Consider the following 13,327-nt stretch of genomic DNA (forward strand, 5'->3'; position numbering starts at 1 on the left):
CAACTCAGCACCCCCGTCGGAGGTCGGCTGCGCTCAGTCGACGTTTGCCGTCGCCGAACCGGAACTCGTAGCAGATCCGGCGCTGTGCGTCGTCGAGGAGCGCGGCCAGGTCGGCATGCCCGTCGCAGTGCCCCCAGAGCAGGTCGAGATGCCGGGTCATCACGTCGGCCTCGAAGCCGTCGCCCACCCGTGCGTACGCCCGGAACCCGTCGATGCCGTCCATGCGGCGGACCTCGGCCGCGCCGGTGACCGAGAGGAGTTCACAGGGCTCGACCGGGGCCAGCGTGTGGCACTGGAAGTAGACCCTGCTCGGCTGGTCGAGCGCGGGCACGGTCACCGGTTGACCGAGGGCCAACCGTCCGGCGAGTTGGACCGTGTCGAAGCCGGCGCAGTGCCGGGCCAGGGCGTTGATGTGGCCGCCCAGACGGCCGTTCACCTCGATGATCCGTGGCCCACGGTCGGTCAGCTTGATTTCGGTGTGGGTCAGCCCCGGTCCCAGGTCGAGCGCGGTGAGGACACGCGTGGCGAGGTCGAGTATCTCCTGTCGCTCGACGTCGCTCACCGCCGCCGGCCAGAACTGCCCTGTCTCCCGGAAGGGCGGGGCCAACGGAAGCTTCCCGGTGACGGCGAGGTGCCGCAGCCCCTGCGGCCCGTGGTAGCTCTCCACCGACACGTAGTCGCCGTACGGTCCGCCCGACCGGCCGACGAGAAGTTCCTCCACGATCACGGTGGACGCCCGACCGGCCGGCAGGAGCGGGACGAGCACCCGGTGCGCCGCCGCGTCGTCGGTGATCACGTACGTGTTCCGGCTGCCCTGGCCGTGGACGGGCTTGACCACGGCGGGCAGGCCGACGTGCTCCCGGGCGGCGGCCCACTCGTCGATCGAGGAGATCGGACGGCTGCGCACGTCGTCGACGCCGTGCCGGCGCAGCCGCTCACGTTGCCGCGCCTTGTTGGTCAGCAGTTCGGTCGTGGCGATCGAGTGGAACGGCAGGCCCAGCGCGTCGGCCAGCCACGCCGTGGCCGGCAGCATCGGCTCGGAGAAGGTCAGGACACCCGCCGGGGTGAGCCGGCGCAGCGCCGCCAGGTCCGCCGCACGGTCGCCGGTCAGCGGTACGACGTCGCCCAGCCGGCGCAGCACGTCCCCGGTCCGGCGGGTGTGTTCGCTCGGGTTGACCAGGAACGTCACCGGGCCGAGTGCCCCCAGACCGACGGCGATCTCCGCAGCGGACGCCGCCCCCCGGTCGAACACGACAACCAGCGGGCCGGCCATCAGTCGGACAGTCCCGCCAACGATCGCAGCGCGCTGCGGTACCGCTCCAGGTAGGTCGTCGCCTGTGCCTTGTCGATCAGGTCGGGGTCGTAGGCGACCGCGACGGCCGTACCGAAATCCCGCGAGTTGATCATGAAGTCGACGACGAACGGGAAGCTGGTCTTGTCGAAGGCCCACCACTCGCCGGGCCTGATCGCGGTCAGCTTTTCCAACTGCTCGTACACGTGGAAGTGGGTGAAGTTGAACGTTGTGTCGAACGGCGGCCGGCCCAGTCGTTGCTCGATCATGGCCAGCGGGTACCGGCGGTGACGCATCCCCCGCTGCTCGGCCGCGAGTGCGCTCCGGCACAGCTCCACCTGGTCGTCGGGCACGACCGGGAAACGGATCGGAACGGTGTTGAGGAACAACCCGACGAGGAGGTCCGCGCCGACGGTCTCCGGCCGTCCGTTGACCGCCAGTCCGGTCACCACGTCGCGGTCACGACCGGCCCAGGCGCTCAGTGCCCGGACGTGAGCGCCGAAAACCAGACTCTTCAGGGGAACGCCGATGCTGCCGGCAGCCGTCCTGAGGCCCTTGAGCAGGGCTTCCCCGACGTCGAAGGAGAGCATCTCCCGTGGGTCGGCCGTGCCGCCGAAGCGTCCCCGGTCGAGCAGGAGTCCGGGAGCGTCCGCCTCCGCATGCCAGAAGTCGGCGGCCTCCCGATTGTCGATCGCCTCCCGTTCGAGCCGGAGGAACTCCCGTTGGCCGGTGGCCGGCGGCAGCGGCAGGTCCGCCGGCCGGCCGGTGAGCTTCGCGTCGTACAGCGCCAGGAGCTCGTAGCAGACCCGGGCGTAGCTCCAGCCGTCGAGGATCGCGTGGTGGATCGTGAGGGTGACGTGGAAACGGTCCTCGAGCGCCACCACGTGGCAGCGGACGACCGGCGGACGCCCCCAGTCGACGGCCTGGGACAGCTGCGTCTCGCGCCAGCGGGTGACCGGTTCGGTCGTGGTGGCGTACTCGACGGTCAGCGGCGAGTCCACCGAGGACCACAGCAGTTGCACGGGAACGCTGTATCCGCCCAGGTCGAAGGAGGAACGTAACACCTGGTGGCGGTCGTACAGCTCGTCGAGCGCGGCCCTGAACAACGCCTCGTCGAACGGCCCGGTCACCTCGACGCCGACGAGGTCCTGGTAGAGACGGGGGTCACCGGACGCCTCGCTCAGGTAGATGAGCCCCACCTGGAGGGCTGAGGCGGGCCAGGCGTCCCGAGCCCCGGCCGGCATCAGCGCCCGGTCGTACGGATCCAGGAGACCGAACGGCTGGTGATCCGGCACCCCGTCGGCACGCTCGTCGCGGTCGGCCACCGCCGCCACCAACTCGCTGACCGTCGAAAAGAAGAGCAGGTCGCGCAGTTCGATCGGGATGCCCCGCGCGTTGGCGTCCGCGACGACCCGCAGGGCGATGAGCGAGTCGCCACCGAGGGTGTAGAAGTCGTCGTCGGGGCCGACGGGCTGGTCACCCAGGTGCCTCTGCCAGATCTCCACCATGACCTGCGTCGTGTCGCTCATGCGGCGAACTCCCTCGAGGATGCCGTGCGGCGGCGGGTCAGCACGGGTAGCTGTGTGATGCCGGCGATGAAGTTCGAGGCCAGGTGCGTGACCGGGCCGTTGAGCTCGATCCGGTCGAACGCCCGGAACAGCTCGGCGAAGAAGACGGTCAGCGTCATCCGCGCCAGCGGCGCCCCCAGGCAGTAGTGCGGGCCGAACCCGAAGGCGATGTGCCGGTTGTCCGCGCGGGTGATGTCGAACCGGTAGGGATCGACGAAAACGTCCTCGTCCCGGTTGGCCGACCCGACCCAGACCGCGACCGCCTCGCCCTCGCGGACCAGGCCACCGCTGAGCTCCACGTCCTGCCGCGCGTAGCGCAGGAAGCTGTTGGCCGGCGAGGTCCACCGCAGGCCCTCCTCCACCAGACCGGTCAGTGCCTCCGGTGCGGCGACGGACTGCGCCGGATGCTCGATCAGCGCGAGGATGGTGCCGGTGACAGCGTGTGGGGTGGTGGCGTTCGCGCCGAGCAGCAGGCTGTAGCAGTTGTAGACGACCTCTTCCGGGGTGAGCCGCCGGCCACCGGCCAGCATGCTGGTCAGGTACCCGACCAGGTCGTCCGGCCGCTGGCACCGGTCGTCGCGCTGGTGCCGGGCGAAGTAGTCGAACAGGCCGTGGTGGGCGATGGCCAGGGTGGCGGCCGGGTGACGCACGCACAGCCCGGGGTCCTCCGGCGCGGCGGCCATCGCGGTCCACTGCGTCAGCTGGGCCCAGTCCGTTTCGGGGATCCCCATGAGCGTCCCGGCGACCGCCATCGGCAACTGGGCGACGCAGTCGGCGAGATCCCATTCCGTATGGTCGAGCACCGGCCGCAGGATCCGGCGGACCGCCCGGACGACGTCCGGTTCGAGGTCGCGCACCGCCTTGGCGCTCAGCACACGGTTGAGCGGGGCGCGCAGCTCGGTGTGCCGCGGTGGGTCGGTCGAGACCAACATCAGCCCGGCCGCCCGGTCGCCGTGGCCCAACTGTTGCAGGAGACTGCCCCGTTCCGAGGTGAACCCGCGGTGGTCGCCCAGCACCCGGCAGGCGTCCCGGTACCTGGTGACCGACAGGAAGGTCCGCCCGTCCGGCAGTTCCTGCCGGTGCAGGGGGTGTCGGGCCCGCATCTCGGCCCAGACCGGGTGGGGATCGCCCGTGGCGTAGAAGTCGGCGGCGAACAGGTCGACGTCCGCCACCGGCACCGTCAGGGTCTGGGTGCCGCCGGAGATCCTCACCGGATCTCCTGCATCTGGTGAGCCGCCTGCACGGTCCGGGCCAGTCCGGCCGGTGTCGGGTCCAGATAGAACGCCAGTGGGGACACCTCGACGCCGTGCGCCTGCCGGAGTTCCGCGAGGATCTGCACGCCGAGCAGCGAGTGGCCGCCGAGTTCGAAGAAGTCGTCGTCGGCGCCGACGGCGTCGAGGCCCATGAGGTCCTCCCACATCCGCGTGATGGTCAGCTCCAGCTCGGTAGCCGGTGCCCGGTGGTCGGCGCTCACCTCCGGCCGACCGTGGGACGGCCAGTTGGCCAGGGCTGTCCGGTCGACCTTGCCGTTCGCCGTCAGCGGCAGTGCGTCCACCATGGTCAGCCGGGCCGGCACGGCGAACGACGGCAGCACCGCGGTCAGCCGTCTGCGCAGTTCCGGCACGGACACGGTGCCGGTGACAAAGGCCGCGAGGCGCCGCCCCCCGCTCATGTCGTCCTGCACCACGACCGCGGCACTCGTCACGCCCGGCACGTCCGCCGCCACCGCCTCCACCTCGGCCGGCTCGACCCGGAACCCTCGGATCTTGACCTGCTGGTCCCGCCGACCGACGAACTCCACCTGCCCACCGGTACGCCGGACGAGGTCGCCGGTGCGGTACATGCGCGATCCGGGGGTGGCGGCGAACGGGTCGGCGACGAAGCGGGTCGCGGTGAGGGCGGGGTCACCGAGGTATCCGTGGGCGAGGCCGGTCCCGCCGACGTACAGTTCGCCGACCTGACCGTCGTCCACCGGGTCGAGCCGATCGTCCAGGACGTACGCGGTGGTGCCGCGGATCGGCCGCCCGATCGGCACCGTGCTGCCGGTGACCACGGAGTCCATCCGGTGGCAGGTGCTGAAGGTGGTGTTCTCCGTCGGCCCGTACCCGTTGATCACCACCGTGTCGGGCAGCGCCGCCACGGCACGGTTCACGTGCGGTACGGACAGGACGTCCCCGCCGGCCAGCAGGTGCCGCAGCCCGCGCAGGCCCTCGAGGCCGACCTCGACGACCCGGTGGAACAGGCCGGCGGTGAGCCAGAGCACCGTGGCACGCTGCGCCGCGACGTAGGCGCACAGCTCCTCCGGTGCGAGGTCGCCCGGCGGTGGGATGACCAGACAGGCCCCGTTCAGCAGCGGGGCCCACACCTCCAGCGTCGACGCGTCGAACGCCAGCGGCGCGTACTGGACGAACACGTCGTCGGGGCGGACCGGCAGAAAGCCGTTCTCCACCACCAGCCGCAGCACGGCCTGGTGCGGTACGCACACCCCCTTGGGGCGGCCGGTGGACCCGGAGGTGTAGGCGAGGTAGGCGAGATGGTCCGGGCCGGCGTGGTGGTCGGGGGACGCGACCGGCCCTTCGTCCACGACGTCCTCCACCGTCAGGCCCCGGCAGCCCGTCGGCAGGTCGGACATCCCCGAGGACGTGGTGAGCACCAGGTCGACGGCCGCGTCGCGCAGGATCGCGGCGCGGCGCTGCGGTGGATAGCGTTCGTCGAGCGCGACGTACGCGGCGCCGCACCGGAGGACAGCCAGCAGGCCGACCACGGCTGCGGCGGAACGGGGCAGGTGCACGCCGACCACCGCCCCCGGTACGGTGCCCGCCCGCTGCAACCGGCGGGCGAACCGGTCGACGCGGCGGTGCAGTTCGCCGTAGGTCAGCTCACCGTCCCAGGCCCGTACGGCCGGCCGGGCGGAATACCGTGCGGCGATCTGCTGGAACAGCTCGTCCATCATCGCGTGGCACGCTCCCCCAGTCGCGCCGCCAGCAGGGCGAGCAGCGGTTCGGGTGCGCTCAGGAACTCGTAGTGGCCCCCCGCGAGGACGTCGAACCGCACGTCGTCGCTGTAGTGCTGCCATCCGCGCAGCTCAGCCTCGGTCACCTCGGGGTCGTCGGCCCAGTGCAGCACCGTGACGGCCATCGGGACCGGTGCCGGCTCGTCGAGTCGGTAGTAACGGTTGGCCTCGAGGTCCGCACGCAGTACCGCCATGCTGAGTGCCAGCATCGCGGGGTCGGGCTGACCGCCGCGCCGCACCGTGAGGGCGGCCAGTTCGTCGAGCAGTTCCTCGTCGGTGAGGGTCAGGAACCGATCGTGCGGGCAGTGGTGCGGAGCGACCTGGGCCGAGACCACGAGGCTGGCCGGGAACGGCATCCGGTCGACGGGCAGGCGACGTGCCGTCTCGTACGCCGGTAACGCCCCGGCACAGTGCCCGAAGAAGGCGAACGGTCGGTCGAGCAGCGGTAGCAGTTGTTCGGCCAGCACGTCCGCCAACTGCGCGTAACTGCGGTAGTGGGGTTCCCGGACACGGTTCTCCCGGCCAGGTAGCTGCACCAGGCACACCTCGATGCCGTCGATCCAGCGGGGCCACTGGTTGAACATCGACGCACCCATACCGGAGTACGGGAAGCAGAAGATGCGGCCGACGGACTCGTCGGACGGGTCGCGCAGCAGCCAGCGGTTACGCTTCACGACCCGGCCCCCCACGGCGGCGGGCCGGGTGGTCGCCCAGCGAATGTGTCATCCGTCCTCTTCCTGCGTCGGGTACATCGGTGCCGAGCCGGTCCCGCACAGCAGAGGTAGCTGCTGGCGGATGAGATCGCCGAGCTGCGCTGCCCGGTCGCGGTAGTAGAAGTGGTCACCAGGCAGCAGGACGGTGGTCGCGGGCCCGAGGGTCAGCTCCTCCCAGCCGCGCAGGTGCTCGGAAGTGATGTCGGGGTCGGCGTCTCCGGCGACGACGAACATCGGGCAGGTCAGGGGTTGCGGCGACTCGACGTGCCGCGCAGCCAGCAGCGTGTCGGAGCGGAGCGCCTGGATCGCGAGGCGCCGCATCTCCGGGTCGTCGAGGATCTCCTCGGTGACGCCGTTCTCCGCCCGGAGGACGGCGACCCACTGTTCGACGCCGCGTGATTCGATCTCGTCGGCGCGCAGTTTCCGGAACGCCGTCGGCAGGGCCGACGAGATCACCAGAAGTTCGACGTGACGGCCGGATCGGGTGAGCCGGTGTGCCAACTCGAAGCAGAGCAGCCCGCCCAGGCTGTGCCCGAGGAGCACCAGGTTGCCGGTGGTGTGCTGGTCGATGTCCTGCGCCAGCTGATCGGCGAGATCGTGCAGGCTGGCCGTGGGCGGCTCACCGATGCGTGGTCCCCGTGCCGGGTACTGGAGGACGAGCGTCTCGTCGGCGGTGGGTGCCAGGTGCCGCAGCAACTCGTGTACGGAGTAGGCGCTGCCGCCGCCGTACGGCGCCACCACCACGGTACGGGTGGTGGGGCGGCTGGGCTCGCTGGCATCGCCGCGGTACCGCCACAGCCCACGCGTTATCGGCTCCAGCGCCATGCGGCACACTCTCTTTCATCAATGGATCTCGGCCCAGTGAAGCACTCGGCTGTGGAACCACTGTGGAATCGGCGTGGAAGGCAACGGCCGGTCCTCGGTCGGGGAGACACGTCGGGGCAGCCGGCCCGCGCGGTGCCGAACCTCCACCGATGGTGGAGGCTCAGCGCTCGTCCTCCACCATCGGTTGAAGACAGGCCGCCGCATCAACGACATGATCGGAGAACTCGCCGGGCCGCTGTTCTCCGGTGCGCGGCTGGGCCGTGCCGCAACGGCACTGGCCGAGCAGGCACCGCCGAACTGGCCGGGCTCACCGTCAGCGCCGTGCTTGCGTCACCGCGAGTAAAGGGGATGAGCATGACCCCAACCGAATCGCGCCGTAGTGTCGGGGGCGGGGCCGAGACCCTGCTGGCCGGCTTCGCCCACTCCGTGCGTCGTCACCGCGACCGGACTGCCGTCGTCGCGGACGGGCGAGTGCTCACCTACACCGAACTGGACCAGGCCGCCGAGGCGCTGGCCGCGCACATTCAGGCCCGGACCGTCGTTCCTGGCGCCCACGTCGGCATCTACCTGCCCCGTACCGCTGACCTGGTCTTGGCGGCGATCGCGGTGATCAAGGCGGGCTGCTCGTACATTCCGCTCGATCCGGCGAACCCCCGGGCCCGGCTGGAACGCATCCTCGCCGTGGCCGAACCCTCCCTGGTCATCACGACGAGCGACCTGGCGGGCGACCTGCCACCGGGCACCGCGGTGATCCGGCTGGACCATGACCGACCAGGGGATCTGCGCTACTCACCGCCGTCGGTGGCTCCCTCCGCCTGCGCGTACATGATCTTCACTTCGGGCACGACCGGCCAGCCCAAGGGCGTGCGGATATCCCACGACAACGTTCTCCATCTGTTCGACGCGATGGATGCACTCTTCGCGTCCGATGGTCACGACGTGTGGTCGATGTTCCATTCCTTCGCGTTCGACTTCGCTGTCTGGGAGATGTGGGGGCCGCTGCTCCACGGCGGTTCCGTGGTCGTCGTACCGGAGCCCGTCGTCCGCGACCCGGCCGCGTTCCGGAAACTGCTGCGGGACCAGAGAGTGACGGTGCTCAGCCAGACGCCGACCGCCTTCACCCAGTTCGTCGCCGAGGAGCTGAAGCACGACGACAGGTTGTCGGTGCGCCGGGTCGTGCTGGGCGGCGAGGCGCTGCGCTTCTCCAGCCTGGCGCCGTGGGTCGCCAAGTACGGTGACGAGGCCGTCGAGCTTATCAACCTGTACGGCATCACCGAGACGACCGTCATCTCCTCCTACCGGCGGATACACGAAGCCGACCTGCGCCAGGGGGCGAGCCTCATCGGGGTACCGCTGCCGAACTCCTCCTTCCTGCTGGTCGACGACCACCTCCGTCCGGTACCAGCAGGCGACATGGGTGAGATCGTCATCATCGGTCCGGGTGTCGGACTCGGGTACCACGCGCAGCCGGAGCTGACCCGGCAACGGTTCATCGAGCTGACCGACGCTGACGGGCAGGCCACCCGTGGCTACCGTTCAGGTGACCTCGCCCGGCTCCGACCGGACGGCGACTTCGAATACCTGGGTCGGGCCGACGACCAGGTCAAGATCCGCGGGCTCCGGATCGAGCTCGGCGAGGTCGAGGCCGCGCTGGTCCGGCATCCGGCGGTACACGCCGGCGCGGTGGCCGTCCGCACCCTGCCGACCGGGGACGAGGCCCTCGTCGGATACGTCGTGCCCGCCGACGGGACAGCGCCGGACCCGCGTCGGCTCCGCGACGACCTCTCGCTGGTCCTGCCCGGGTACATGGTGCCGGCGACGTTCGTGCTGCTGGACGTTCTTCCCCACACCGTCAACGGAAAGCTCGACCGGACGGCCCTGCCGGACCCGGTCCTGGCCGCCGTCGCCAGTCGCGCGCCACGGTCGTTGGTGGAGGAGCTGCTCTGTCAGCTCTTCGCCCAGGTGCTCGGCCGCCCCGTGGTGGACCCGGACGACAACTTCTTCGTACTGGGGGGACACTCGCTGTCCGCTGTTCGCCTGGTCAGGCGGATCAGAGCGGTCCTCGGCCTGGAGGTGAGCATCCAGGAGCTGTTCGCGTCGCCCACCGTCGCCGCCCTCGCCGCGAAGAGGACCGCCGCGGCCGACCGTCCTCCACTGGTCCGACAGAACCACCGCGACGCGGTGCCCCTGTCGACCGCGCAGCGGTATCTCTGGTCCCGGCACCAGACGGCCGGCGATCAGGGGGCGTACGTGCTCCACCTGACCGGTCGGGTCGACGTGGCGGCGCTGGACGCCGCGCTCACGGATGTCGTACGCCGGCACGCCGTGCTCCGGACCCTGTTCCCGGAAGAGCACGGCACGCCGGTCGCGCGGACCGCCGACGCCGACGCGGTCCAGCCGCTGTTGGTCGTCGATCACGTCACCGGGGAGAAGCTGGCCGACTCCGTCGCGGCGGTCGCCGAGGAGCCCTTCGACCTCCAGCGGAATCCCGCCGTCCGGGCCAGGCTGTTCGTCGTGGACGAGAACCGCTCGGCGGTGGTGCTCGTCCTGCACCACATCGCCGCCGACGAGTGGTCGTGGCAGCCGCTGCTGCGCGACCTGGCCGAGGCGTACGGTGCCCGGCTCGCCGGGCACCCGCCATCCTGGCAGCCGCTGCCGGTGCAGTACGCCGACCACGTCCGGTGGCAGCAGGAGCTGCTGGGCGACGCCGACGATCCGGACAGCGTCGTGGCGCGGCAGTCGGCCTTCTGGACGGGCTACCTGGACGGCATGCCGGACGCGCTCGCGCTGCCGTACGACCGGACCGGGGCGACCGACTCGCGGTCGGGCATCGACCCGGTCGTGGTCGACATCGACGCCGACCTGCATGCCCGGCTCGCCGGACTGGCCGGTGCCAGCGGCACGACCGTCACCATGGTGCTGAAGGCGTCGGTGGCCGCACTGCTGACCCGGGTCGGCGCGGGCACCGATCTGCCGCTCGCGGTCACGGTGCCCGGTCGGGCCGAGGCCGCCCTGGAACAGCTCGTCGGACCCTTCGCCAACACGCTGGTCACCCGCGTGGACACCGGCGGCGACCCGACCTTCGCGGAACTGCTGGTCCGGGTGCGGACCGCGGAGCTGGCCGCACACGCGCACCAGGACCTGCCCTTCGAACGGCTGGTCGAGCAGCTCGACCCGGTGCGCTCGACCGGCCGCCATCCGCTGGCCCAGGTCATGACGGGCGGCCGACCCACGATGCCCTGCGGCGTCGACCTGCCCGGCCTCGGCGTGGCGGCGGAGCCGATCGGCACGCACACCGCGGTATTCGACCTGTCGTACCGGTTCGTGGAACGACGCGACGCGGACGGCCAGCCGCAGGGGGTGCTCGGCTCGGTGGAGTACCGAGCCGACCTGTTCCGCCGGGAGACCGTGGAGCGGCTCGCGGCGGATCTGGCAGGTCTGTTGGCACAGGTGGCCGCTCACCCCGCCGCTCGGCTGAGTCAGCTCGACGCCCGGTGAGCCCCACCGGCGAACCAAGGGCTCAGGGACATCCTGGACCAGAGAATCGCCCAAACAAATCGACAGATTGCAATATACGGGAGTCGACTGGATCGCTACGCTGTGGCGAAGCAGCTGCGGAGGAGATCCAGTATGACCAATATCCTGGGGCGGCTCGCGGCAGCGGTCGTCGTTGCTGTCGTATTGCCGGTGAGCGTCGCGGCGACGCCCGCCGCCGCAGCGGTGCCGCCCGGCACGGTGTCCGGCATCGACGTGTCCACCTGGCAGGCCGGCATCGACTTCGTCGACGTCCGGGCCGACGGCTACCAGTTCGCCATCGTGAAGGCCGGCGGCTCCCAACTGTCCGACGGGCCGTACATCGGCTCGCAGTACGCGATCCAGGTCAACGGCGCACGGGCGGCGGGGCTCCGGGTCGGCCACTACTGGCTGGCCGGAGACTTCCAGACCCCCGTGCAGGCCGCCGACTACTTCGCCGACCACCTGCACGACTACCGACCCGGTGACGTGATCGCGCTGGACAACGAGGTGCTCGACGACTCGACGAGGCTGTGGAACGACGCCGACGTCGTGACGTTCTTCCAGCGCATGCGCGACCGGGTCGGCAACCATGTGCCCTGGGTGTACATGGGCGCGGCCGACCTGCGCTCGAGGACGTGGCCGCAGACGATCGCCGCCGGCGTGAAACTCTGGGTGGCGATGTGGGGCGCCAACAACGGCAGCTACCCCGGCGAGCCGAACCTGGGCGGCGCCTATCCGACCTGGAGCGCCCACCAGTACACCTCGGCGGGCTCGACCGGCGGGATCGCACGGGTGGATCTGAACGTGGCCAAGCCGGAGGCGTTCGAGATCGTCGACGACCTGCCGACCGACCCGCCGCCGGACGACCCGCTGCCCAAGACCACCACCGAGCAGGACGGCGTACCCGGCCCGGTGATGTGGATGCGCGCCCAGAACTGGCTGTCGATGGAGTTCGGCTACACCGGTCCGATCGACGGCGTGCCCGGGGTGAACACGTACGCGGCCCTGCAACGGGCCATGCGCGGCTACGGCTACACCGGCCCCATCGACGGCGTGCCGGGTACGAACACCTGGAAGGCGGTGCAGCGACTCGCCGCCGGCTGGGGCTACACCGGCCCGATCGACGGGGTGATGGGGCCGAACTCGTGGCGCGGCTTCGCCCGGTTCCTCAACCAGGACCGGTGGGACTGACGCCGACTACGCCGCATCGAGTGAGCGGGCCGCGCCGGTCCGCTCACCCCGTCGAAGCACTCCCGTGCCCGCCACCTGGGCTGACGCACTACCGTCAGTGAGCGGCCCGTCAGCCCATCCGCTCGCGCAGGATCGAGACGCCGTCACCGGAGAGTTCGTCGCAGTACGTGTCACGCCCGGTCATCGCCATCGTCAACGCGAGGGTGGTGCCCGACACCAGTGGGCCGGTGCCGCAGGCGAACGGGCCATCGGTGGCGACGAGCCGCAGCCCGCCGATGCGTCCTTTCGCCACGACGACCTGGTCGGTTTTCCGGTAGTACTCGGCGACCCTGATGACCGTCTCGATCGGGTACGCGTGACGCAGCCCCAACGGCCGGCGGATGTCCTCACCGTGGACGATCGTCTCGCCGAGCATCGCCAGCAGCGGAAGCGGCGGCTTGGTACGGCTCATGACGACAGCGCGGAACCGCGCCAGCGTCTCGGCCGGGTCGGCGCCCAACTGCTCGTCGAGGCGCATCCTCACCTGCTTGTCGAAGTCGAACCGGCAGCGGACGACGCCGGCGAACCACTGCCAGCCGTTGAGGCTGGCGGCGGCGGTGAGGTGGGCGAGCACCTCGCGGACGGTGAACCCGGCGCACAGCGACGGCGTCGCGAACCGCTGCGCCGGCAGGTCGGCGAGGTTGGCCGCCAGGGCGGCGCGCTCGGCGTGGATGCGCGCCCAGGTGTCGCTCCCACGGTCGGCGCGGCGGCCCTCGTACTGCTGGTTGGTCATGCGAACGGTCTTCCTGTCGGTACGCACCGGATCCGTGTTGATCCGGCTGTCAGGAGTGGAGACTGTCGCCACGCGCCGCGATCGTCGCTCATCCGCAAAAAAATCGCCTTCGACGTATAGCCGATCCATCCCGGACACGGGCGGTTGGACGAAGGGCCGGATGGGGCCGTTCACGACGAACTCGTTCGCGGTGACGACGGCCGTCCGCCGGGAAAGGCCCGCAACGCTGAGTCACCGCGCAGGCCGAGCGGGAGAACCCCTGCACGCTGGGTGACGAGCCCCCACGTCGGCCTGAAACACGCTTTTAACTCGAGAAACTTCAAGATCTCTATTGCCTCCTGGTGTCTGCGCAGGTCAAGATCCCCTTAAGCAAAAAGTGGTCCGCTCCCGGGCGTCACCAGCGCTTTACACGCGCCTCGCTCGCGGTCGGCGGATCCA

9 protein-coding genes are annotated in these 13,327 nt (G+C 70.6%); 2 read left to right on the forward strand and 7 right to left on the reverse strand.

Features of this window, described 5'->3' with window-relative positions; genetic code table 11:
- Positions 1-4: 4 nt before the first annotated feature.
- From GA0074692_RS09990 to GA0074692_RS10015, 6 genes are read right to left on the reverse strand one after another with little or no spacing between them, the layout of a single operon-like run.
- Positions 5-1,273, reverse strand: a complete 1,269-nt coding sequence (locus tag GA0074692_RS09990; RefSeq protein WP_091642234.1) for an ATP-grasp domain-containing protein — start codon at positions 1,271-1,273, stop codon at positions 5-7.
- Positions 1,273-2,820: a condensation domain-containing protein gene (locus tag GA0074692_RS09995; protein WP_091642237.1), complete on the reverse strand. Its 1,548-nt coding sequence runs from the start codon at positions 2,818-2,820 to the stop codon at positions 1,273-1,275. Before GA0074692_RS09995 ends, GA0074692_RS09990 begins: the two co-directional genes overlap by 1 nt.
- Complete coding sequence (locus GA0074692_RS10000; RefSeq protein WP_091642240.1) at positions 2,817-4,070, reverse strand: cytochrome P450; 1,254 nt, start codon at positions 4,068-4,070, stop codon at positions 2,817-2,819. Before GA0074692_RS10000 ends, GA0074692_RS09995 begins: the two co-directional genes overlap by 4 nt.
- Complete coding sequence (locus GA0074692_RS10005) at positions 4,067-5,812, reverse strand: non-ribosomal peptide synthetase (protein ID WP_091642243.1); 1,746 nt, start codon at positions 5,810-5,812, stop codon at positions 4,067-4,069. The genes GA0074692_RS10000 and GA0074692_RS10005 overlap by 4 nt, the downstream gene beginning before the upstream one ends.
- Entirely contained in the window at positions 5,809-6,546 is a 738-nt protein-coding gene (locus GA0074692_RS10010) for a thioesterase II family protein (RefSeq protein ID WP_245730257.1), read from the reverse strand. The genes GA0074692_RS10005 and GA0074692_RS10010 overlap by 4 nt, the downstream gene beginning before the upstream one ends.
- 48 nt (positions 6,547-6,594) lie before the next feature.
- Positions 6,595-7,410, reverse strand: a complete 816-nt coding sequence (locus GA0074692_RS10015; RefSeq protein WP_091642246.1) for a thioesterase II family protein — start codon at positions 7,408-7,410, stop codon at positions 6,595-6,597.
- A gap of 354 nt (positions 7,411-7,764) precedes the next feature.
- On the opposite strand from GA0074692_RS10015, the gene GA0074692_RS10020 reads away from it, so the two are divergent.
- Together GA0074692_RS10020 and GA0074692_RS10025 are read left to right on the forward strand one after the other, a co-directional pair.
- Positions 7,765-10,908, forward strand: coding sequence for a non-ribosomal peptide synthetase (locus tag GA0074692_RS10020; RefSeq protein ID WP_176738370.1), 3,144 nt, complete (start codon positions 7,765-7,767; stop codon positions 10,906-10,908).
- Positions 10,909-11,040: 132 nt separating this feature from the next.
- Positions 11,041-12,117: a GH25 family lysozyme gene (locus GA0074692_RS10025; RefSeq protein ID WP_091642252.1), complete on the forward strand. Its 1,077-nt coding sequence runs from the start codon at positions 11,041-11,043 to the stop codon at positions 12,115-12,117.
- 109 nt (positions 12,118-12,226) lie between these two features.
- Here GA0074692_RS10025 and GA0074692_RS10030 read toward each other — a convergent pair whose 3' ends face one another.
- Positions 12,227-12,889 carry a maleylpyruvate isomerase family mycothiol-dependent enzyme gene (locus GA0074692_RS10030; RefSeq protein ID WP_091642255.1) on the reverse strand — a complete coding sequence of 221 codons (663 nt, stop codon included), beginning with the start codon at positions 12,887-12,889 and terminating at the stop codon, positions 12,227-12,229.
- Positions 12,890-13,327 lie beyond the last annotated feature (438 nt).

This window comes from Micromonospora pallida (assembly GCF_900090325.1).
GTDB lineage: Bacteria > Actinomycetota > Actinomycetes > Mycobacteriales > Micromonosporaceae > Micromonospora > Micromonospora pallida.